Raw genomic sequence first — 21,985 nt, 5'->3', positions numbered from 1 at the left:
CATGATGTATGACTCAATCGGACGACGCGAGCACGAGTGGGCAGGAATGACCGCGGCAGAGGTCCGAGAGATAGGAGCGAAACCGGGATCGATTCTGGTGATTCCGGTAGGGAGCATCGAACAGCATGGCGAACATTTGCCGGTGGTGACCGACTCTCTCTTGGTCGAGGCGATGGTCGATTCTGCGGTCGAGCAGACCGACGGTCTCCCCGTCGTCGTCTCGCCGACAGTGTGGAGTGGGTTCTCACCACACCATCTCACCTTCGGCGGGACGCTGTCGTTAGATTTCGAAACGATTCGCGCGACGCTCGAGGACATCGCGAACACGGGACTTCAAAACGACTTCGACGCCGTGTTGTTCGTCAACGGCCACGGCGGCAACGGACCCCTCATCGGGTCCGTAGTCAGCACGGTCGGCGTCGAGACCGACGCCGAGGTGCTCGGAACGACCTACTTCGAGCTGGCGACTGACCGAATCGAGGCGCTTCGAGATACCGAGACCGGCGGGATGGCTCACGGGGGCGAGTTCGAAACGTCGCTCATGCTTGCGGTCCGACCCGACCTCGTCGGCGATTCGTCCACCCGGAACGGTGAACCACTAAGTGAGACGTACCGCTGGGGCGGACAGGACCTCCTCGACGGGGGCTCGGTGAGCGTCTACCGGTCGTTCGACGCGTACTCCGAGACGGGCGCCATCGGGCTCCCCGAGGAAGCGAGCGCTGAGAAGGGAGAGCGGATTCGGTCGATTATCGCCGAGGAACTCGCCTCGCTGCTCGATGCGGTTCACGAACAGAACGCGTGAGACACCGACAACCATAATAAAAATAAAATATGGACAAAAACAATTATATATGTGGGGGCAATTGGTAGTGATGATGCGAGAGAATACCACAGAAGAAGCTAGCGGACAGACTCTGGACCGTCGGCGGCTCCTTCAAGCGCTCGGCGCTGGTGGCATGATCGCCATCGCCGGCTGTACCGGCGGCGGGGACGGAAGCGAAAGCGGCTCTGACGGCGAGGGCAGCGGTGAGGGTGGGGGCGACACCCAGAGCGTCCAACTCCTCACAATGGGTGTCGGTGACAACATCAAGCAGTTCTTCGAGGAGAACAACGCCGCCTTCGAGTCAGAGTACGACGTTGACGTCGAGTTCACGAGTGTAACTTGGGACAACGCACGGCAAACTGTGAACAACCGAGTCGACGGCGGACAGGCCCCGGACGTGAGCCGTTGGCCCGCTCGGTGGATTCCGCAACTCGTCGGGAAGGACGCGCTCGAACCGGTCGACGATCTAATGGACGGCGAGTTCGGCGAGAAGTTTGCCGAGGGAGTCGCCAACGGCACGATGTACAACGGCTCGCACTACGGCGTCCCGTGGGCCGCGTCGAACAAGTGTCTCTACTACAACAAAGACGCGTTCGAGGCTGCCGGTCTCGACCCGGAAAACCCGGCGCTCGACACGTGGGAAGATATGCTCGCGGCGGCGAAGGCCCTCACTGAGAGCGACGAGGTGAGCATCCCAGCGCTCGGTCTCGCCGGCGCCGACGCCATCGAGACGGGGTCACAGTACTACCACTACCACTGGTCGCACGGCGCCGACCTGGTCGACGACGAGGGGATGCCCGTCGTCAACTCCGACGGCGCCGTCGAGGCGCTTTCGTTCTACACCGACCTCCATCTCGAACACGGCGTGACGCAGTCTTCACCGCTTTCGTCGACCCGACAGGACATCCGTCAACTGTTCGAGAACGGCGACCTCGGGATGGTCATCGGGCACGTGTACACGGGGCTCAACATAACCGAGTCACAGGAGAACGGTGAGGTTGACTTCGATTACGGTATCGTCCAGGTCCCGAAGGGTCCTGCGGGCCGGTACAGCCTGTTCACTATCGACACGCTGGGCATCTTCAGCCAGAGCGAACACAAGGACGTCGCGCAAGACCTGATTCGCTTCTACTTCGACGAGGAGCGCCGCTTCCAGTACTCGAAACAGAAGGGCTTCCTCCCGGTCGTCAAGGCGGTCGGCGAACGGGAGTACTTCTCCGAGTCGAAGAACTGGGGGCCGTTCGTCGAGGCGGGACAGTACGCCCGTGCTCGGCCGAAACTCAGCAATTTCAGCCAGTTCAACGACCGGATGGTCCAAGCGATACAGGAAGCGCTCGCTGACCAGAAGAGCCCGCAGAAGGCCTTGAACGACGCCCAGAGTGACCTCGAAGACGCGATGAACTAATGCAACGATATGAGCCTCGCTGAAGAACATACCCAGACAGGCGACGATTCGCGGCTATCACAGTCCGCCGCGCACGTCAAGCGGAACCGCCGCGCATACCTTTTGATAGCGCCTGCTGCGTTATTTCTCGTCGCCGTCGTAGGGTACCCGATACTGGAGACATTCCGCCTGTCGCTGTACCGTTCTCCCGCCGATTCGACTATCGAGACGTTCGTCGGGTTGCAACACTATGTCGACATTTTCAACAGCGACATCTTCTACCGTCTCCTCTGGCAGACGGGGCGGTGGGTCGCAGTCGGCGTCGCCGGAAAGACGTTACTCGGTCTGCTCATCGCAGTCCACCTCAAGGGAGACATCCGAGGCCGGAAGTTCTTCCGAACGGCGTTTCTCATCCCGTGGGGAATTCCGTACGCCATCTCTGCGGTCGTCTTCCGGTGGATAGAACATCCACAGTTCGGCTACCTCAACGCCATCCTGCTCAAGCTCGGCGTGATAGAGCAGGGTATCGGGATTCTCGGGAACCCCGACATCGCGTGGTTGGGCGTCGTCGTGGCGGATATCTGGATCGGTACGCCGTTCATGGCGATTATCTTCCTCGCGGGTCTGCAGTCGATTCCGCAGGACCTCTACGAGGCCGCGGCCATCGACGGGGCTGAGCGGTGGCACCAGTTCCGATACATTACGCTCCCACAACTCAAGAGCGTCATCCTGATGGCGACGCTCCTCTCGACGATTTGGACCTTCGTCAGTTTCGACGTTATCTGGACGATGACAGGCGGCGGTCCGATTAGTACGACCGCGACGCTGGTGATACACATCTACCAGGTCGGCCTGCAGAACGGGAATCTCGGGCTCGGTGCCGCCTACAGCGTCATCGGGTTCCTGCTGTTGCTCCTGTTCGCTATCGTCTATCTCAGGGTCTACACCCGCGGAGGTGAGGAGCTGTGACGATGGCAGGCCACGACGAGGGCGGACTGCGCCGAGTCAGAGTCTACGGCATGCTCATCGCGCTACTCGGGATAATGATGTTCCCGTTCTACGCGATGTTCTCCAGTACGTTCAAACCGGAGTCGGAGATATTCTCCGCACCGGCGACGCTCGTGCCGTCCCAGCCGTCGCTCGGGGCGTACGTGGACGTCTGGACGCAGACCGACGTGCTCCTCTGGATTGCCAACAGTTTCGTCATCTCGCTCGGAACCGTCGTCCTGACGCTTCTGCTCGCGATTCCCGCCGCGTACTCCTGCGCGCGGAACGACTTCGTGGGCAAACGGACGTTCCTGCTCGCCGTCCTCGTCGTCCAGATGTTCGCCCCCGTGGTGCTCATCGTGGGGCTGTTCGACGTCATCAGCCGGCTCGGACTGTTCAACACGTACCTGGCCGTTATCGTCCCCGCAGCGGCGTTCACCCTCCCGTTCAACATCTGGATGCTCTACGGCTACTTCAAGACCGTTCCCGTCGAACTGGAGGAATCCGCCCGCATCGACGGTGCCAGCCAGTTACAGGTGCTCACGAAGATTGTTCTTCCGCTGACCAAACCCGCGCTCGTCGCCAGCATCACCTACACGTTCCTGTACGCGTGGAACCGGCTCCTGTTCGTGCTGACGTTCCTCACCGACAGCGCGAAGTACAACATCCCGCGCGGGGTCTTCTAACCGCGTGCTGACGTCGATGGTCGGCGCGCTCCAGACCGACTGGCGGATGATGCTCACCGTCTCGGTTATCGGTATCATCCCGCTTCTCGTCCTGTTCGCGTTCCTCGAACAGTACATTGTGGCGGGGATGACCGCCGGCGCGGTCAAGGAGTAACGACCCTCCTGTATATTTATTATCGGCCCGCGTGACGACCCGCTATGGAGTTCGCTATCTGGGCGTACCCGTGGGACGTGCTCGACGCGGGACCACGGGAGACGGGCGCTCGCATCGCCGAACTGGGCGTCGACGAGGTGACCCTCGCGACGAACTATCACGCCGTACAGGCGTTCGCGCCGCACAACCCGAAGCGGCGGACCTTCTTCGCACGCGCGAGTTCGTATTTCCGCCCTGACGGCGGCTACGGCCGCCTCGAACCGATTCCGTACGAAGGAATGACCGGAGACTGGGTCGCTGGAATCGCCGACGGTCTCGAGAACGTCCGGTTGAACTCGTGGACGGTCGGCTGCCACAACTCGCGGCTCGGGATGCGCCATCGAGACGTGACGCTGACCTCCGCACACGGCGACGACCTCGTATTCGGCCTCTGCCCGTCGAACCCCGACGTACAGGAGTACCTCACCGGACTCGTCCGCGACCTGACCGACTCGGCGCACTTCGACCGAATCGAACTCGAGACCTTCGACTACTTCTACGGGACGGGGTTCGGTTGGCACCACCAGAAGATTCACGCTCAGCTGGGAACGCTAGGTGAGTTCCTCTTCGGACTGTGCTTCTGCGACCACTGTCGGGGAACCGCGTCGGATGCGGGCATCAACGTCGAATCAGCTCGGGAGACCGTCGCACAGACGCTCGACGAAATCGTCGATGGAACCGTTCCGCACGGCCTCTCGCCCGAGCTATGGCTCCGCGAGCACGACGCGGTCGCCGACTACGTCGACGTACGCGAAGAAACGCTGGCGACGCTCTACGCGGACCTGTCCGCGGCGAGCGGGTCGACGCCGCTCGGATACTACGTCGGCGCGCCCGAACCCGGCCGCGAGTGGATGGTCGGAGCCGACCTCGACCAGCTGTCTGAGTACGTAGACTACTTCTGTCTGCCAGCGTACGAGTCCTCACGTGAGGCGGTGATGAACGCCTATCGAAGCGTCGATGCGGTGACCGATGACGTACCGTTACACGTCGGCCTCCTCCCGGGCCACCCGGCGATACACGACGGCGACACGCTCGTCGACATCGTCGACTCACTCCGGGCCGTCGACGTGCCGCGGGTCTCGTTCTACAACTACGGACTGCTGCCCGAGCGGTCGCTGTCGTGGATTCGGGAGGCCACGAACAGGAGTCTGTAACAAACGATACTTTCATACTGTCGCCCCCTACAAGCGTTTGTATGGAGATAACCGACGTGACAGCGGTTACTGTCGACGTTCCGCTGACGAGTACCGACGAGCATCTCGGAATCGCCCCGTACACCACGAATCACGGCGAACTCGAATCGATGGAGCGCGTGCTCGTCCGCGTCGACACCGACGAGGGTATCGAAGGCTGGGGCGAGATGCGCGTGTTCCTCTCGCCGACGGCGACCGAGTCGCTCATCGAAGACGGTATCGGACCGATGGTCGTCGGTCAGTCGCCGTTCGAAATCGAACGCCTTCGCCGACAGGTGTTCGTCGAGTACACGAACGTCGACATGTTCTTTTCCGCCGTCGAAACGGCCTGTTGGGACATCGTAGGGAAAGCGCTCGACCGACCCGTGTACGAACTGCTCGGCGGCTGGACCGCGCCGACCCAGAGTACGCTCCAGCACAGGTCCCACGTGGCCGATGGCACCCGCAGCCCCGGTCCAGTCCCGGTCGCGTTCTGCCTCGGAATCCTGCCGCCCGAGGAATCTCGCGTGAAAGCCCGAGAGGCACTAGACACAGGGTTCGATGTGCTCAAGACGAAAGCGGGCAGGGACTGGCGACAGGACGTTGCGCGGATCAAGGCGATGCACGACGAGACGGACGGACAACTGGAGTTCCGACTCGACCCGAACCAGGGCTGGACGCTCGACCAGGCAGTTCGTGTCGGCGCGATGCTCGAAGACGAGGGTATCTACCTGCAGTACCTCGAACAGCCGATTCGGGTGGACTCTCACGTGTCGCTCGCACGGTTGCGACAGCGCCTTCGGCAGCCCATCGCTCCGAATGAGGACACCTACGTGCCACACAACATCTCTTCGCTCGTCGAGGCCGGCGCGATGGACGTGGGCGTCATCGACCTCACCCCGGCCGGCGGCATCAGCGGGATCCGGCAACAGGCCGCGATACTCGAAGACGCCGGCGTGCCGTTTACCCATCACTGTGCGTTCGACCTCGGGATTCGAACCGCGGCAATTCTCCACGCCGTGAGCGGGATTCCGGGCTTTTCACTCCCCCCGGACTCGACGTACTACGCGTGGGAAGGCGACGTCATTGCGGACCCGTTCGAAGTTGAAGACGGCTGTCTCCCCGCACCGCGCGGACCCGGACTCGGTATCTCGGTCGACCTCGACGCCGTCGAAGCGTACCGAATATAGTGCAACACCATAGCAAGGTTGAATAGCCCCGACTACATCGGTGCGCACGCTATGGTTGAGTTATCACTACGAGACCGTCCGGCAATCGTAACCGGTGCCTCTCGAGGTATCGGTCGCGAAATCGCGGCACGATTTGCGGAGGCTGGCGGAGACGTCGCCATCTGCTCGCGCTCGTTGGACGACGTGAGACCGGTCGCAGAGGAGCTCACCACCGCACACGACGGCCGGGTCGTTCCGGTCGAGTGCGACGTGACCGACCGCGACGAGGTTCGAACCCTCGTCGATACCGCGCTCGACGAGTTCGGCGAGGTCAAGGTGCTGGTGAACAACGCGGGCGGGTCAGACGAGTCCGCGAACGTGGCGCACCGCTGCGACGAGGAGACGTTCGAGCGGATGGTCGACCTGAACCTCAAGAGCCAGTTCCTCCTGAGCAAGGAGGTCCTCCCGGCCATGGTCGCCGCCGGCGGAGGTTCGATGGTCCACATGGGCTCGGTCAACGGGCTCTTCGGCATCGGTTTATCCGGCTACTCGGAGGCGAAAAGCGGTCTCCTCGCGATGTCGCGAAACATCGCGGCCCACTACGGCCAACACGGTGTTCGCTCGAACGTTATCTCCGCAGGGACGATAGAAACCGCGAGCAGGCGCGAGGAGATGGAGAACACAGAGGGCCGGAGTGATTCGAACGCGCGCGAAGGCTGGCTCGACCAGTACCCGCTCGGTCGCTTCGGGACGCCGCGTGAGGTCGCGGACACCTCGCTGTTCCTCGCATCGGAGCTGTCCAGTTTCATCACCGGCGAGAACGTCGTCCTCGACGGCGGCCTCACGACGAGTCTCTCGACGTCGTTCATCAATGAAGTGTACGACGCGGACGAAGTACCATCACGACGGTAACCACATCAACGATGAAAGAACTAACCACAGCGGACGCACCGGACAGCATCGGACCGTACTCGCAGGGCATCGTCTCGGGGGACAAACTCTACGTCTCTGGACAGGGGCCCGTCGACCCCGAAACGGGTGAAGTCATCGACGGGACACCGGCGGAACAGACGAAGCGAACCCTCGAGAACGTCGAGGCGATTCTGGAGGCCGGCGGATCGTCGCTCGCGGACGTGGTGAAAGCCACCGTCTTCCTCAAGGACATGCGCTACTACGACGAGGTGAACGAGGTTTACGGCGAGTACATGTCGGCACCGTATCCGGCACGGAGCGCCGTCGAGGTCGTGAAACTCCCCGTCGACATCGACGTGGAAATCGAGGTCGTCGCCGAGCGGTGACGCGCCGAGTCAACGATTCCGAGAGCACGTCCCGACCGTAGGTGAGAGCGGAAGCCGACGGCGCAACACCGCGTCGGGAGTGACGACGCTACCTTCCCCGCGGTCCCGAAGCAGTGTGGACCGTCGGGTTCCGCTTTCGCTTCGTGCAGTTCAGAACGCGCGACACCTCGGTTGTCGCGGCCGTCGGAGCCGAACGAACTCCTACTCCGACCGTGCGGCCTCGACAGCCTCTCTGAACGCGCGGGCGTTCGCTTCAATAACGTCGAACTCGCCGCGAGCGATGGCTTCGGTGTCGACGATGGAGCTCCCGACGCCGACGGCCGTCGCGCCCGCATCGAAGAACTCGCCCACGTTGTCCAGTCCAACCCCGCCGGTCGGAACGGTCGGAATGTGGCCGAGCGGGCCGCCGAGCGCCGAGACGAACCCCGGTCCGAGCGTGCCCGCAGGGAACACCTTCACCATGTCAGCACCGGCCTCGAAGGCGTTCACGGCTTCGGTCGGCGTGGCGATACCGACGAGCGAGGGCGCGCCGTAACGGTTCGCGGTTTCGACGACGCCCTCGTCGAACGACGGCGTGACGATGAACTCCGCGCCGGCGAGGGTCGTCGCCCGCGCCGTCTCCGCGTCGAGGACGGTCCCCGCGCCGACGGTGACCTCGTCGGCACCGAACGACGCTGATACGTCCCGAATCATGTCGAGGACACCTTCGGTGTTCGCGGTTATCTCGACCGTCGAAACCCCGCCGCGGCGGAGCGCGTCAACCGTCTCGATCGCCGTTTCGGGGTCGGTCCCGCGGATGATTGCGACGATGCCCGACTCCGCGATTCGCTGGGCGGTGGAAGCGACCATATCCGTAGCAGGGTGACCCACGGCTTAACCTTCGGGGTCCACGACTGCCGGGTGCAAACTTCGTCCAGAGCGGAGTCCTTATCACGCGACTCCACGACGTTCGAGTATGCAAAACCCGCCCCGACGGAGTGGATACTGTGACGCCTGAACTGGTGACGTTCGGCGAGACGATGGTTCGCCTATCACCTCCGAGAGGAGGCCGCTTAGAGACGAGTGACACGCTACGGTTCAGCACCGCCGGGGCGGAGTCGAACGTCGCAATCGCGGCTAGCAGGCTCGGAGCCGACGCCGCGTGGCTGTCGAAACTCCCCGACTCAGCGCTCGGCCGCCGGGTCGCGACCGACGTGCGTCGACACGGCGTCGAACCCGCGGTCGTCTGGAGCGACGACCACCGACAAGGAACGTACTACCTCGAACATGGCGGCGAGCCGCGTGGCACGTCGGTCATCTACGACCGGGCGGACGCCGCGGTGACGACCGCGACGCCCGACGAACTCCCGACGCGCCTCCTCGAAGACGCGGCCTACTACTACACGAGCGGCATCACGCCCGCACTGTCCGACCAGTTGGAATCGACGACGCGTTCGCTTCTCGACGCCGCGCGGAGCGCGGGGGCGACCACCGCATTCGACCTGAACTATCGGTCGAAGCTGTGGAGTCCTGAAGCGGCACGCGAGACGCTCGAACCGCTCTTCCCGCTCGTCGACGTATTCGTCGTTGCGGCGCGCGACGCCCGAACCGTCCTCGGACGCGACGGCGACGCGGCCGCAATTGCGGCGTCACTCGAAGCGGAGTTCGGCTTCGAGACGGTGCTCGTCACACGCGGCGACGAAGGCGCACTCGCCCGCGTCGACGGCGAGACGTACGAGCAGGGTGCGTTCGAAACCGAGACAGTCGACCCGATCGGTACGGGCGACGCCTTCGTCGGCGGCTATCTCGCCTCGCGGATTCACGGTGAACCCGTCCCCGACGCACTCGAAACAGGCGCTGCGACGGCGGCCCTCAAGCGAACGCTGGATGGTGACTTAGCTATCATCACTCCCACCGAAGTCGAGCGCGTGTGCGAGCAGTCCAGTGGTGGCATCAGCCGGTAACCACGGCTCTCCGACTGAGCGGCCGATACGAGAGACACAAAAGTGACTGTCGAACGTGTTCGGTTTTGTCGTGGTTGACCGCGCTCACGACCCGCCTGAGGCGACGCCGAAGCAGATCGCAGATGAGGGAACTACTCCCCAAGCCGATGGCAAATAGCCTTGATTTCATATTGTGATGGACCCAAGGCAATACTGATTCTTGACGTAGTAATATCTAATTAGTAATAATATTGAACGGTTTGTTTGTTGAGTGATTAATGTGGCCATTGGGCGTTCTTGTGCCGAGTAGACTTGTGAAATATTTACAAAAATCTCACGGCTCCCCATCCTCGGGTTATGAACACGGTCGACTCGGATTTACGGATCTGAAACCACGTTCCGGTGAGGTTTCGCTTGGCGTAGTCAATCCGACTGCTCAATCCTAATCGAGAGAATGAAGTCTAATCGACGGAAGATGTCTCCGAGAATACAGCGTCTGAGTTCTTGTGATTCCCCAAGCGGTGATGATAAAGCACAGTCGTTGGGTCGGTATCATGTCGGTTGAACAATTCGTCAGCAAGCATCTCAGCCCCATAATAGATTGTATTATATAACCAAGACAATGTGTGATTGATTCCAACAACGGTCTCTTCGGCTGCAGCCTAATTCGGTGTATTTCTGGTAAATTAAGACACATATATGATAAATACACACTATCGACAGACCGTTTAATGAGAGCGCTCGAAATCGTGTAATTGTGGACCCTGAACACAACGTTTATTCATGCGTTACTTGTTGTCCGCTATCATGAAACACACCTCAGCAGTCTGGGACCCGAATCTCGACGACGGCCAGTATCGGAACCCGGTCATATACGCGGACTACTCTGACCCTGACGTCGTTCGCGTGGGTGCTGATTTCTTCATGACCGCTTCGAGCTTCAACGCCGTCCCCGGGCTCCCGATACTCCACTCGCGCGACCTCGTGAACTGGCGACTCATCAATCACGCCATCGACGAGTTACCACCAGATTTCGACCGTCCGCAGCACGGGAACGGCGTCTGGGCGCCCTCGATCAACTACCACGAGGGGACGTTCTACATCTTCTACGGCGACCCCGACCGCGGCGTCTACATGACCAAAACCGACGACCCCCGTGGTCGGTGGTCCGACCTGACGCTCGTACACGAGGCCGAGGGGTGGATCGACACGGCACCGCTGTGGGACGACGACGGGAACGCGTATCTCGCCCACGCGTTCGCAAAGAGCCGTGCTGGCTTCAACAGCGTGCTCAACATCGCCCCGATGGCACCGGACGGGACGCACATCACCGGCGAAAGCAGACAGGTGTTCGACGGCCACGACGACCACCCGACAATCGAGGGACCGAAGCTGTACAAGCGGGACGGGAGTTACTACATCTTCGCGCCCGCCGGTGGCGTTAGCGACGGGTGGCAGACGGTCCTGCGCTCGGACGACATCTACGGCCCGTACGACGACCGAATCGTCCTCGCTCAGGGGGAGACACCGATTAACGGGCCGCACCAGGGAGCGCTCGTAGACTTAGAGAGCGGCGAGGACTGGTTCGTTCACTTCCAAGAGGCCGACCCGTACGGCCGCATCGTCCATCTCCAACCGGTCGCTTGGGCCGACGGGTGGCCCGTCATCGGTCGCGACGAGGACGGCGATGGGACCGGGGAGCCGGTTCGAACGCACCAAAAGCCCGATGTCGCTGCTGAGACGCTTCCGACGATGGTCCCGCAGACCTCCGACGACTTCGAAGCGGCCCGCTTAGGGCTCCAGTGGCAGTGGCACGGGAACCCGAAGTTCGGGTGGCACTCGCTCACCGACCGTCCCGGCGCGCTCCGCCTGTTCCAACAGCGTGTTGATGAGTCTGAGAACCTGTGGACCGCCCCGAACCTCCTTCTCCAGAAGTTCCCCGCCCCGGCGTTCACGGCGACGACAGAAGTCCAGTGCGGTCTCCAAGAAGAAACCGGGCATGGGGGGCTTCTCGTCATGGGCACCGAGTACGCCTACCTCAGTATCCGCAAGAGCACGGACGGAGTCCGCCTGATACAGGGACGTAACACCAGTCCATCGGAGGGCGACTCCGATACGGTCGTTGAGCGAGTGCCCCTCCGAAGCTCGTCCGCACGACTGCGGGCGACCGTCGAAGACGGGGGTCGCGTCCAGTTCGCGTACGCGACGGACGATACCGGCTTCGAGTCGATTGGAGAACCGTTCCAAGCCCAGCAGGGGCGCTGGATCGGTGCCAAAATCGGTCTGTTCGTCGCGCAGTCGCCCGACTCTGCGGTCGGTGACGGGTACTGCGACTTCGAATACTTCGAAATCAGCGACTAAACAGTCCCCAGAGAGGCGCACGTTCTGCGTCCGATATAACAGACATATCATTGACTCCATTGTGGACACTGCATAGTTAGTGCCCCCTCAACCGGCGTTCCTCCATCGAGCATTGATTCGGTTGCTGGAAGTTGTAGTATTGTGCGAACTGCATGCGTCTCTCCGTGTGAACGGAAGTCGTGACGGCCGACGGCTGACCGCCGTCGATTTCAGAGCCGAGTACCACTTCGTTTATATCTCGTGAAAATCACATATATCCTATATCTACGCTGACGCATAATGTTCTTAACTTCCTCATCTCTCGGTTGGACTCGGCGAATACTGGTCGTACTCGTCGTCGTGTCGCTTTTCGTCCCACTCGGCAGTCCGGTGGCGGCCGCCCAAAGCGAGGCGAACACCACGTTCGTGGAATCGGACATCAACGCGGACACGACGTGGACGCCGGAAGACGGCCCCTACCGAATCATCCAGAGCGTCCACATCGACCCCGGGACGACGCTGACGATACGACCCGGGACCGACGTTCAACTCGCCGAGGGAATCACGCTCTCCGTGGACGGCTCACTCGTCGTCGACGGCACGGCGGCCCAGTCGGTGACGATTTCACGGTCTGCGGGTGCCGCCGCCGAGCGCCGGTGGGCGAGCATCCGCTACAACGGGACGAGCGAGTCTCGGCTTGTCGTACGCAACACGACCCTGCAGGGCGGAACGAGCGGCGTCACCGTGGCCCGCGCGGACGGGTCGATTACGATTACCGACTCAACGTTCCGAGACTTTTCGAACGCCGGGCTGTCGGTCGGCGACACCGCGTCGACGCCGCCGATTAGCATCGAGCGGTCGGCGTTCCGCCGTATCGACGGGCACGCGATTCGGGCGACCCCGCTGGCTGGTGCGACCGGTGCGACTTCGGTTACGGCGTCGCCCGTGGAGCGCGGCAACCGGTCGAACCACACGCTGTCGCTCGATGCCGGCGTCGGCGTGACGTTCGACACGATAGAACTCCGGTACACCGATTCCGGGTCGGTCGACGACGTCGACGCGAAGAGCATCGCCCGAATCGGCCTCGATAGCAACCGAAACGGAACGATAGAGCGGTCGTTCGACTCGCTCGTCACCGATGTCTCAGGGACGGACGGACGCGTGCGAATCTCGCTGTCGAGGCCGGTCAGTATCCCGAGTGACGGCCGACTCCTCGTGGAGTACGGGGACGTGGTCAACCCGGAGACGCGCGGTTTCTATCCCGTTGCGGTCGACCTCCGCAAGGGGACAGTCTCACAGCTCTCGGACGGCGTTCGGGGCTCGCTCGCCGTCGGAAACGTCATATCGCCGGTCGACGAGCGCGCCGCGTCCACGACGCGCGTGCGACAGCTCACCGTTCGCGAGTCGACGTTCCGCGATATCAACGGGAGCGGGGTCTTCGCCGCCGCCGACAGCGTCGGTCGCCTCTGGGCGTTGAACAACGAGATTTCGGCGACCGCGGGCAGCGGAATCGCGGTTCGCGCGGCCCAGAGCGATACGTCGCTGCTGCACAACCACATCACCGCCGGTGACGCCGGTATCCAACTCGACGCTCGCGACGAGACGACGGCGACCGTGGCCGGAAACGAGATTCGCGGCGCTCGGACCGGCATCCGTATCCGCCAGTCGGGAACCCAACTCCCGCAACCCGGCGCGGTTACCATCCGTGACAACACGCTCGCGGACAACGTCGGCCACGGCGTCGACCTCACCGCTCGCAGTCTCGAACTGAATCTGCAACTCACCGACAACGCGATTCGCGGTAACGGCGGGGACGCTGTCCACGTCAACAACTGGCTGACGAGAGGGAGCGACGTTCGTGGGAACCGGCTCATCGAGAACGGCGGCGACGGGTTCGCCCTCGATGGGACCGTCGTGTCGGGCCTCACACTGGCTGACAACACCGCCCGGGGCAACGAGGGAGCGGGACTGGAGCTCCAGACGGGAGCGGCGGCACGCGGGGTCGACGTCCGGAATAACACCGTCCGCGATAACGGGGGTCACGCCGTTTCGGTCCGCTCGAACCTGATTATTCACCGGACGAACGTCAGCGAGAACCGACTGGCGAACAACGCCGGTGCGGGACTGGTCGTCGCCAGCCCGATAACGCACCGCGGCGAGCTTTCGGTCGCCAACAACACTATCGCCGCCAACTCCTACGGCGTCGTCGTCCGCGGGGTCGTCGAGACCGACGTTCGGGACAACGACATCGTGTTCAACACGAACGCCTTTGCGGACCCGGTTCCCGTTTCGAGGGTGACGCCGGGAACCGGCGTGTACCTCGCCGAGGGCGCGTCCGGTGCGATCATCAACCAGGCCGAATCGACGGTTCCGCTGGAAGAACTCGTCGCCAATCCCGAGTTGACACAGCGGCTCACGGTCGCTCGGCTCTGGGACGACACGGTCGTCGTCCTCCGGACGGACGGCGAAAGCGAGACGCGGAGCGCGGAAGCCAGCGCCCTGACGATTCGTCGCGTGAGCGGCGCGCTCCCGACGGGCATCGGGGTCCAAACGGCCGGCGAGGGAACCAGGACCCACCACGTCGTCAACAACAGTATCTACGGCCAAGACCGCGGCCTCACGGTCGATATCAAGCCGCTGGTCAGCGCGAACGCGACCGCCCGAATCGTGGTGGACCCGATTCGGACCGTCGACGCCGAGTCCAACTACTGGGGCGCTGCCAGCGGTCCGTATCACTCGTCGATTCTCCCGTCCGGAGAGGGGAACCCCGTCGTCACCGAGCGCGGCTGGGTCGATTTCACGCCGTTCCGAACCGCGGCACCCGACGAGCTGTACACCCGTCCGACCGCCCGAATCGATGCTCCGGCGACAGCGACCGCCGCGGACGAACTCCGACTGTCCGGGGCCGGCTCGACGAGCGACACCTCAGCAGTCGGTCGCTATCACTTCTTCGTGAACGGGACCGAGCGAGTGCAGTCGACCCCCGAACTCAGCGTCACGATGAGCGAACAGCCTCTCGACGTCGGGTTAGCCGTCGAGAGTCGACTCGGCATCGACAGCGACACCGTCACGACGACGATTGGTGTCGCGCCACCCGAAGTGACTCCGACGGTGACGACAGCGGCCTCCCCGAACACGGCGGGGGCGACGACCACGGCTCAGTCGCCGACGAACGATTCGACCGACGACGGGTTCCTCGGCGGATTGGCCTCGGTGTGGGGCCTTCTCGGAAGCGGGCTCTACGTGGGTGCGCTGGGTCTCGGCGGCTACGGAATGGTCCTGACCCTTCAGCGTCGGTCGCCACCGGTGAGCGGTCTTCGAATACAGCTGTTGGCTGGCGCGGCCGTCCTCGTCTGGCTCATCGGCGGACTCGTCGGCACCGCCTCGCTGGTCGGCGTCGGTCTCGCCGCGGGTGTCGCGTGGGCCGGACTCACTGGGGTCGCATATGTCTTGGCGACGCGAGGGTGAACGCGCCCCTGACGACCGTCGCAGATAGCGTCCCGCCACGCGGCGGAGCATCGTGACGCTTCCCCCGGAAGGCGTGTCACGCCGTGGTTCTGCCGTGTGTCTCATTTCGGTCAGTGCAAAACCATAGTGGTATCAGACCAGTGAATGTGTAGATTGTACAATATTGGTGTTCAGGATTTTGATGTGCTTTTTGTGAATATTATCTAGTCATCTGTAATACTCACTTATTTACAGTCTGGAGAGTATATGACCACTCAAAACAAATATTATGTAATAATCTGAATAATTCAAACTATGTAGAGTTCACAAAAGTGTTTGTTTGTGAAACTATTGTTGGGCTCGTCTGTGCTATTTTGCTGTCCACTGAGCAAGCAAACGTCCGGTCGAGTGCGGTGAATACTCCCCGTACTACCGTCTGTCGTGATCCACACGGCAAAAGGAATATAACCGTAATTCTCCTCCGTACAAGCATGCGAACCTGCGAGCTCACAGCTGTTAGTGAATTCACACTTGTCGAGCGGGACCTCCCGACAATCGCCCCCGACGAAGTCCTGGTTCGAATCGACCGCGTCGGCATCTGCGGGTCCGACTTACACTACTACCAGCACGGCGAAAACGGCGGTAACGTCGTCGACTTCCCCCACGTCCTCGGTCACGAGGCGGCCGGCACCGTCGTCGAGGTGGGGGACGAAGTCTCCCGCGTCGGTCCCGACGACCGCGTGGCAATCGAACCCGGTCTCCCGTGCGGAGAGTGCGAGTACTGCGCCGGCGACGACACCTACCACCTCTGTGAGGACATGGAGTACATGTCTTCGCCGCCGGTCGAGGGCGCACTAACCGAGTACGTCGCGTGTCCCGCCGAGTACCTGTACGCGCTTCCGGACTCGGTGTCGCTCCGCGAGGGGGCGCTCGCGGAGCCGCTGAGCGTCGCGATGCACGCCTGTCAGCGCGGCGGCGTCTCCGAGGGCGACTCGGTGTTAGTCACGGGCGGCGGTCCCATCGGCCAACTCGTCTCGGAAGTCGCGATGGCCCGCGGAGCCGAGACGGTCGTCTTGACCGACGTGGTCTCCGAAAAGCTCGAACTGGCCGAGTCCCGCGGCGTCGACTACGCGGTCGACGTGACGGAGTCCGACCCCGTCGAGACGATTCGCGAACACGTCGACGAACGCGGCGTCGACGTGGTTCTCGAAAGTTCCGGCTTCGGCGGCGCTATCGAGACGACGACCGAGGCCGTCAAACGCGGCGGCACCGTCGTCTTCGTCGGCATCCCGCTCGAACCCGAGTTCCCCACCGACATCGTCGAGACCATCGGCCAGGAGTACGACCTGAAGGGGTCGTTCAGGTTCAGTAACACGTATCCGGAGGCCATCGAGGGAATCGAAACGGGCCGGTTCGACGTGGACAGTATCGTGACCTTCGAATCGTCGTTCGAGGACACGCAGGCCGCGTTCGACCGCGCGGCCGAGCCCGAAGAAGTAAAAGGCGTAATCCGCGTCAGCGACGAGCTATAACGCGTTGTCGTTGTAGCCGCCGTCGACCGTGATGACCGCGCCCGTCGTGAACGACGCCGCGTCGCTGGCGAGGTAGACGGCCGCGCCCGCGATTTCGTCCGGCGTCGCGACGCGTTCCATCGGCGTTCCCTCGTCTATTTTCTCTCGCAGTTCGGTTCCCTCGTTGAAGCCGTCGCCGGCGAGCGGGGTCTTGACGAATCCCGGCTCGATGGCGTTGACGCGCACGTCGGGCGCGAGGTCGGCCGACGCGGCGCGCGTAAGCCCGTTCACACCGCTCTTCGCGGCGCAGTAGGCCGGGCGCTCCTCGCGGGACTGCTGTGCGGACATCGAAGAGATGTTCACGATGCTTCCAGACTCCATCTCGCGACCGAAGACGCGGCACGCCCGGAAGACGCCCGTCAGGTTCACGTCGATGTCTTGGTTCCACTGGTCGTCGCTCATCTCGGAGACGGACGCTCTCGCGACCGACCCCGCCGAGTTCACGAGGATGTCGATGTCGCCGATGGCGTCGCTGGCGACTTCGTAGAGGTTCTCTATCGATTCGTCGTCTCGGACGTCACACGTCACTTCGGCGGTCTTCGCACCGCGAGCGCGGAGCTCTTCGGCGGTCTCTTCGACGGCGTCCGCGCTGCGACTCGTCGCCACAACGTCGGCACCGTCGTCGGCGAAGGCGAGCGCGATGGCTCGGCCGATGCCGCTCGTACCGCCGATGACGACCGCAGCGCTATCCGATACGGTAACCGTGGGTGATGTCTCCACCATACTCGACTCGACCGGCTATGGCATGCTAACTCTTGCGGTCGACAGACGACTCTACGGGGCGAATCACTCTCGTACCCGCACCTACGCGCCGCTATCGACCGTTCTATAAAGGACGTGGAGCGTCGCTCAGGCGAGCCCCATCGCGCGGGGCAGCCAGAGGACGAGCTCCGGGAAGACGATAATCAACAGGAGGGTGAACAGAAGCGGCAGGTAGAACGGGACCATGTGCCGAGTAATCCGTTCGAGCGAGACGCCGGTGACGGCGTTGAGCACGAACAGGATGACGCCGAACGGCGGCGTGAGCAGGCCGATCATCAGCGTGACGATCATCACGACGCCGAAGTGAATCGGGCTGATTGCGGTCTGCTCGACGATGGGGAGGAACACCGGCGTGAGGATGGTTATCGCCGCAATCGTCTCCAGCATCAGCCCGACGATGAACAGGACGCCGGCGATGAGCAACATGAGCACGAGCGGGTCCGTCGACACGCCCGTAATCGCCTGTGCGAGAATCTCTGGGAGCTGTGCACGCCGGATGAGGAAGCCGTACAGGGACGCCGCCGCGACGATGAACGTGAGCGTCGCGGTGTGGGTCATTCCCTCGTCGAACGATGAGACGAGTTCCTCGCGCGAGAGGCCGTCGTAGAAGACGGTCCCGATGATGAGCGTGTAGAACAGCGCGACTGCGCCCGCCTCGGTCGCGGTGAACCAGCCGCCGAGAATCCCGCCGATGATGAGCGCCGGGGTGCCGAGCGCGGGAAGCGCCCGGTAACACGTCCGGCCGACTTCGCCGAGGGACCACCAGTCGCCTTTCTCGTAGCCGTTCCGATGGGCGTAGAAGCTACACAGTATCATCAACCCGACGCCCATCACCAGTCCCGGGACGAGGCCGGCGATGAACAGCGTGCCAATCGAGACCTGCGCGAGAATCCCGTAGATGATGAGCGGGACGCTCGGCGGGATAATCGGGCCGATGATGGACGACGACCCGGTGACGGCGACGCTGAACCCCTGGTCGTATCCCTCCTCGCGCATCGCCCGGTACTCGATGGCTCCCAACCCCGCGGCGTCCGCCGCCGCGGTCCCCGTCATTCCGGAGAAGATGATGCTGGCGACGATGTTGACGTGGGCGAGGCCGCCGCGAATTGGCCCGACGATGGCCTTCGCGAAGTCGAAGATGACGTCCGTCAGACCGAGTTTGTTCATCAACAGCCCCGTCTGGAGGAACAGCGGAATCGCCAGCAGGACGAAGGAGTTGGTCCCGGAGACCATCGTCTGGGCGACCAGAAGCGGCTCGAACGGAATCGACGTGGTCCACATGAGGATGAGACTCGTCAGCCCCAGTGCGTACACGACGGGTACCTCGAACAGGTACAGCACGAGCAGGACGCCGATGAACAGGCCGAGCAGGACGACGTCGGCCATCAGCGGCACCCCTCTTGGAGCGGGCGCGTCTCGGTGGCGGGTCGGCGTTCAGTCTGCATTTTCGTCTTCTCCTTTGATGTCCTCGATGATCGTTTCGGGCTCGACGGCGACGAGCCACAGGTCACGAAGCGCATAGATACCGATGCAGATACCGCCGACGACGGCGGGAACGTACAGCCACGCTTCGGTGAACGGCGGGTGCGACGGGAGCGCTCCCATGCCGAATCCCCGGTTCTGTAGGTACAGCGGGTACGCTCCCGAGACCATGACGCCGACGAACGCGAGGATGAGAAGCGTCCGAAGGCCGGTCAGGACTCGGATGACGTCGTCCGAGAGCCGCGAAACGAGGAGGTCGAGCGAGATGTGCTGTCGCTTTCGACTGGCGACCGCCGCGCCGAAGAACGTGATGTACACGAGCAGCATCTGCGAGAGGTTGACCGTCCAGGGGAGGCTCGACCCGAGTATCGAACCCAAGGCCCAGCGGGTCAGAATCTGTAACCCGACGACGAGTATCATCAGCACGTAGAGTGCTAACGCGATGGATGTGACCAACCCGTCGAAAAGCCGGCCGAGTTTCGTTGCGAGATTTACTTCTTCCATGGGTGCTCTACGAGTAAGCGTCCGCTCAAATGTTTCGCACTTCTTCGAGCGACGGTTCCCAGTTCTCCTCGAACTGCGTCTGGAGCGGCTCCTTCGCGGCCTCTAACCACGCGTCTCGGTCGGGTTCGACCACGTTCATTCCCTGTTCTTTCAGCGCTTCGATGGCCTGCGACTCCGATTCAGCGATGCTGCTGCTGAGTTCTTGGATGCTCGACGTCAGCGAGTCGACCATCGTCGTCTGGTCCTCGTCGGAGATGTTCGAAAGCGCCTGGGTGCCGAGCGTGAACCAGCCCGTCGACGCGAGGTGCTTGGTCAGCGTGTAGTAGTCCTGGACCTCGTACAGCGAGGACGACCGGACGGTCTCCGCGGGGTTCTCTTGAGCGTCGACGACGCCCTGCTGCAGCGCGCTGTAGAGTTCGTCGAAGGCGACGGTGGTCGGACTCGCGCCGATGCCGCTCCAGATGTTCACCCACGGGGTGAGGTCGGGCACCCGCAGGTTGGTTCCCTGAATGTCCTCGGGCGTCTCGAAGGCCTTGTTCCCGCTCGTGTGTCGGTAGCCGCGGTACACCGGCTCGTTCACGAGCATCTGCTTGCCCTGCTCGCGGAGGCGCTGTCGGCCGTCGTCGAAGAACTCCGTCTGGAACGCGCGTCGCTGCTGTTCCCAGCCTTCGAAGACGAACGGCGACTCGACCCAGAAGTTCTTGGGGTCGTAGTCGATGACCCAGCGCGTCCCAATGATGGTCCCGTCGATGGACCCGATCTGCGTCTGTTCCATGACCTCCTTTTCGCCACCGAAGGACTCCTCGATGGTGATCGCCACTCGTCCCTCGGTCTCCTCTTCGACGGAAGAGGCCCACTCCTTGGCCATCTCGTTGATGACGTGCCCGCTGGGGAAGACGCTCCCGATGATGAGCGATTGGCTCTGACCGCCACCACCGCTCTCCGTCGTGTCGGTATCTGAGCCGTCTGAATTGGTCGTCCCGTCGTTTTCGGAGTTGGAGCCGCCGCCCATGCAGCCAGCCATCGATGCGATTGCCCCGGTGCCAGTAAGTAGCCCGAGCTGTTCCATGAAGCTCCGTCGGCTTTGTCTACGCATACCATTCACAACGATTCTACACTGGTACTTATATCTATCGCAATAATTCATTTTAATAATATATCATAGGATAGATATCCTCTACTCCGGGTAGTTCGACTCGTACTCGTCGCAGTCGCCGGTAGTCGCCGGCCGGGGCGAGACAAGACGAGGCTGACCGGTCGGGTTCGGTGTTACCGTCCGCGTTCGATGAGGCCCTTCATGTAGCCGATTGCGAACAGCCGGCCCATGTCGGTGTACCCCGCATGCGCTTCCGCTCGGTCCTCCTCGCCGAGCATCTTGGGGACGTGGTCGGGGCGAATCGCCCCGTCGAAACCGATGTCTTGGTACGCTTCCATCGCTGCCGCCATGTCGGTGGGCCCGTCGTCGTGCCACGTCTCCACGAACGACTCGGGCGTCCCTTCGACGTCGCGGAAGTGGACGAAGTGAATCCGCTCTCCGAGGCGTCGAATCGCCGACGGGACGTCCTCGCCCATCGCGGCGAAGTTCCCTTGACAGAACGTGACGCCGTGGTTGGGACTCTCGTGAAGTTCCAAGACGCGCTCGTACCGTTCGAGCGACGTGACGAGGCGGGGAACTCCCCGAAGCTCCTCGACCGGCGGGTCGTCCGGGTGCAGTGCCATCTTGACGCCCGCCTCCTCGGCGACCGGCACGACTTCGTCCAGGAAGTACTGGAGGTTGTCCCACAGCTCCTCCTCGGTGATACCCGCCGCGGGGTGGTCCTCGGCGCGCTCCAGCCACTCGTGGTCGTACCCGGTGACGAGCGAATCACCGCGGTCCGGAATCGAATCGGAAGTTCTGATGACGCCGACGGGGTTTTCGGTCCACACCCAGCAGTACACGTCGATGCCGAGGCGTCCCATATTCCGAAGCAGTCGTTTCACCGTCTCGATCTCCTCGTCTCGACCCTCCTGACCGAGGACCGTTCGCTCCATGGGCGGGCGGTCCTCGACGACGTCCAGTGAGAATCCGTGGTCTGCGAACCGATTTCGGGTTTCGAGTAACGTCTCGTACTCCCACCAGTCGTCGACGCCCCAGAACCGTACGACGGCGCTTTCGACGCCGAGTTGCTTGGCGAGGGTCCACCGTCTGTCCGGGGAGGGAGGCAGCATCACTGCTGGATTCATACACTCACATCCCAGACTCACT

Annotated in this window: 17 protein-coding genes and 1 pseudogene; 12 read left to right on the top strand and 6 right to left on the bottom strand. The window is 62.7% G+C overall.

The window, feature by feature from the left end; genetic code table 11:
* Position 1 precedes the first annotated feature (1 nt).
* From C5B90_RS14785 to C5B90_RS14750, 8 genes and pseudogenes are all read left to right on the top strand, one after another.
* Positions 2-802, top strand: a complete 801-nt coding sequence (locus C5B90_RS14785; RefSeq protein WP_115882682.1) for a creatininase family protein — start codon at positions 2-4, stop codon at positions 800-802.
* A 154-nt stretch (positions 803-956) separates the two neighbouring features.
* Positions 957-2,228: a sugar ABC transporter substrate-binding protein gene (locus C5B90_RS14780; RefSeq protein ID WP_115882681.1), complete on the top strand. Its 1,272-nt coding sequence runs from the start codon at positions 957-959 to the stop codon at positions 2,226-2,228.
* A 9-nt stretch (positions 2,229-2,237) separates the two neighbouring features.
* The gene (locus C5B90_RS14775) at positions 2,238-3,176 is read left to right on the top strand and encodes a carbohydrate ABC transporter permease (protein ID WP_115882679.1); all 939 of its coding nucleotides are present in this window, start codon (positions 2,238-2,240) and stop codon (positions 3,174-3,176) included.
* Positions 3,173-4,034, top strand: a pseudogene (locus tag C5B90_RS14770) (carbohydrate ABC transporter permease). The gene C5B90_RS14775 and the pseudogene C5B90_RS14770 overlap by 4 nt, the downstream one beginning before the upstream one ends.
* Before the next feature lie 44 nt (positions 4,035-4,078).
* A complete protein-coding gene (locus C5B90_RS14765) occupies positions 4,079-5,227 on the top strand; it encodes a hypothetical protein (protein WP_115882678.1) in 1,149 nt (382 codons plus the stop codon).
* A 41-nt stretch (positions 5,228-5,268) separates the two neighbouring features.
* On the top strand, positions 5,269-6,435 hold the full coding sequence (locus C5B90_RS14760) for a mandelate racemase/muconate lactonizing enzyme family protein (protein ID WP_115882676.1): 1,167 nt from the start codon (positions 5,269-5,271) through the stop codon (positions 6,433-6,435).
* A gap of 51 nt (positions 6,436-6,486) precedes the next feature.
* Positions 6,487-7,326 (top strand): SDR family NAD(P)-dependent oxidoreductase, encoded by an 840-nt coding sequence (locus C5B90_RS14755; protein ID WP_115882674.1) that lies wholly within the window; start codon positions 6,487-6,489, stop codon positions 7,324-7,326.
* Between the two features lie 11 nt (positions 7,327-7,337).
* Positions 7,338-7,712, top strand: coding sequence for a Rid family detoxifying hydrolase (locus C5B90_RS14750; RefSeq protein ID WP_115882672.1), 375 nt, complete (start codon positions 7,338-7,340; stop codon positions 7,710-7,712).
* 201 nt (positions 7,713-7,913) lie between these two features.
* Here the strand turns inward: C5B90_RS14750 and C5B90_RS14745 are convergent, their stop codons facing one another.
* Positions 7,914-8,561, bottom strand: coding sequence for a bifunctional 4-hydroxy-2-oxoglutarate aldolase/2-dehydro-3-deoxy-phosphogluconate aldolase (locus tag C5B90_RS14745; RefSeq protein WP_115882670.1), 648 nt, complete (start codon positions 8,559-8,561; stop codon positions 7,914-7,916).
* 137 nt (positions 8,562-8,698) lie between these two features.
* Between C5B90_RS14745 and kdgK1 the strand changes: the two genes are divergently transcribed.
* The 4 genes from kdgK1 (at position 8,699) to C5B90_RS14725 (ending at position 16,953) form a co-directional block, all read left to right on the top strand.
* Positions 8,699-9,655: a bifunctional 2-dehydro-3-deoxygluconokinase/2-dehydro-3-deoxygalactonokinase gene (gene kdgK1, locus C5B90_RS14740; RefSeq protein ID WP_115882668.1), complete on the top strand. Its 957-nt coding sequence runs from the start codon at positions 8,699-8,701 to the stop codon at positions 9,653-9,655.
* Positions 9,656-10,441: 786 nt separating this feature from the next.
* Positions 10,442-11,995, top strand: a complete 1,554-nt coding sequence (locus C5B90_RS14735; RefSeq protein WP_115882666.1) for a glycoside hydrolase 43 family protein — start codon at positions 10,442-10,444, stop codon at positions 11,993-11,995.
* A gap of 279 nt (positions 11,996-12,274) precedes the next feature.
* On the top strand, positions 12,275-15,442 hold the full coding sequence (locus tag C5B90_RS14730) for a right-handed parallel beta-helix repeat-containing protein (RefSeq protein WP_199517513.1): 3,168 nt from the start codon (positions 12,275-12,277) through the stop codon (positions 15,440-15,442).
* A 470-nt stretch (positions 15,443-15,912) separates the two neighbouring features.
* Positions 15,913-16,953, top strand: coding sequence for an NAD(P)-dependent alcohol dehydrogenase (locus C5B90_RS14725; RefSeq protein ID WP_115882664.1), 1,041 nt, complete (start codon positions 15,913-15,915; stop codon positions 16,951-16,953).
* Here the strand turns inward: C5B90_RS14725 and C5B90_RS14720 are convergent.
* The 5 genes from C5B90_RS14720 to C5B90_RS14700 form a co-directional block, all read right to left on the bottom strand.
* Positions 16,948-17,715, bottom strand: coding sequence for an SDR family NAD(P)-dependent oxidoreductase (locus C5B90_RS14720; protein WP_115882662.1), 768 nt, complete (start codon positions 17,713-17,715; stop codon positions 16,948-16,950). The genes C5B90_RS14725 and C5B90_RS14720 overlap by 6 nt on opposite strands.
* Before the next feature lie 126 nt (positions 17,716-17,841).
* Positions 17,842-19,140: a TRAP transporter large permease gene (locus C5B90_RS14715; protein ID WP_115882660.1), complete on the bottom strand. Its 1,299-nt coding sequence runs from the start codon at positions 19,138-19,140 to the stop codon at positions 17,842-17,844.
* 48 nt (positions 19,141-19,188) lie between these two features.
* The gene (locus C5B90_RS14710; protein WP_115882658.1) at positions 19,189-19,740 is read right to left on the bottom strand and encodes a TRAP transporter small permease; all 552 of its coding nucleotides are present in this window, start codon (positions 19,738-19,740) and stop codon (positions 19,189-19,191) included.
* A 25-nt stretch (positions 19,741-19,765) separates the two neighbouring features.
* Positions 19,766-20,836 (bottom strand): TRAP transporter substrate-binding protein, encoded by a 1,071-nt coding sequence (locus tag C5B90_RS14705; RefSeq protein WP_233512047.1) that lies wholly within the window; start codon positions 20,834-20,836, stop codon positions 19,766-19,768.
* 173 nt (positions 20,837-21,009) lie between these two features.
* Positions 21,010-21,963, bottom strand: a complete 954-nt coding sequence (locus C5B90_RS14700; protein WP_233512046.1) for a mannonate dehydratase — start codon at positions 21,961-21,963, stop codon at positions 21,010-21,012.
* Between the last annotated feature and the right edge of the window lie 22 nt (positions 21,964-21,985).

The organism is Haloferax sp. Atlit-12N (assembly GCF_003383095.1).
Taxonomy (GTDB): domain Archaea; phylum Halobacteriota; class Halobacteria; order Halobacteriales; family Haloferacaceae; genus Haloferax.
This window is presented reverse-complemented; position numbering and strand designations above follow the sequence as displayed.

Coding starts and splice junctions, on each gene's coding strand:
- C5B90_RS14785 (WP_115882682.1), top strand. CDS start 2: ATGATGTATGACTCAATCGGACGACGCGAGCACGAGTGGGCAGGAATG.
- C5B90_RS14780 (WP_115882681.1), top strand. CDS start 957: ATGATCGCCATCGCCGGCTGTACCGGCGGCGGGGACGGAAGCGAAAGC.
- C5B90_RS14775 (WP_115882679.1), top strand. CDS start 2,238: ATGAGCCTCGCTGAAGAACATACCCAGACAGGCGACGATTCGCGGCTA.
- C5B90_RS14765 (WP_115882678.1), top strand. CDS start 4,079: ATGGAGTTCGCTATCTGGGCGTACCCGTGGGACGTGCTCGACGCGGGA.
- C5B90_RS14760 (WP_115882676.1), top strand. CDS start 5,269: ATGGAGATAACCGACGTGACAGCGGTTACTGTCGACGTTCCGCTGACG.
- C5B90_RS14755 (WP_115882674.1), top strand. CDS start 6,487: ATGGTTGAGTTATCACTACGAGACCGTCCGGCAATCGTAACCGGTGCC.
- C5B90_RS14750 (WP_115882672.1), top strand. CDS start 7,338: ATGAAAGAACTAACCACAGCGGACGCACCGGACAGCATCGGACCGTAC.
- C5B90_RS14745 (WP_115882670.1), bottom strand. CDS start 8,561: ATGGTCGCTTCCACCGCCCAGCGAATCGCGGAGTCGGGCATCGTCGCA.
- C5B90_RS14735 (WP_115882666.1), top strand. CDS start 10,442: ATGAAACACACCTCAGCAGTCTGGGACCCGAATCTCGACGACGGCCAG.
- C5B90_RS14730 (WP_199517513.1), top strand. CDS start 12,275: ATGTTCTTAACTTCCTCATCTCTCGGTTGGACTCGGCGAATACTGGTC.
- C5B90_RS14725 (WP_115882664.1), top strand. CDS start 15,913: ATGCGAACCTGCGAGCTCACAGCTGTTAGTGAATTCACACTTGTCGAG.
- C5B90_RS14720 (WP_115882662.1), bottom strand. CDS start 17,715: ATGGTGGAGACATCACCCACGGTTACCGTATCGGATAGCGCTGCGGTC.
- C5B90_RS14715 (WP_115882660.1), bottom strand. CDS start 19,140: ATGGCCGACGTCGTCCTGCTCGGCCTGTTCATCGGCGTCCTGCTCGTG.
- C5B90_RS14710 (WP_115882658.1), bottom strand. CDS start 19,740: ATGGAAGAAGTAAATCTCGCAACGAAACTCGGCCGGCTTTTCGACGGG.
- C5B90_RS14705 (WP_233512047.1), bottom strand. CDS start 20,836: ATGCGTAGACAAAGCCGACGGAGCTTCATGGAACAGCTCGGGCTACTT.
- C5B90_RS14700 (WP_233512046.1), bottom strand. CDS start 21,963: ATGAATCCAGCAGTGATGCTGCCTCCCTCCCCGGACAGACGGTGGACC.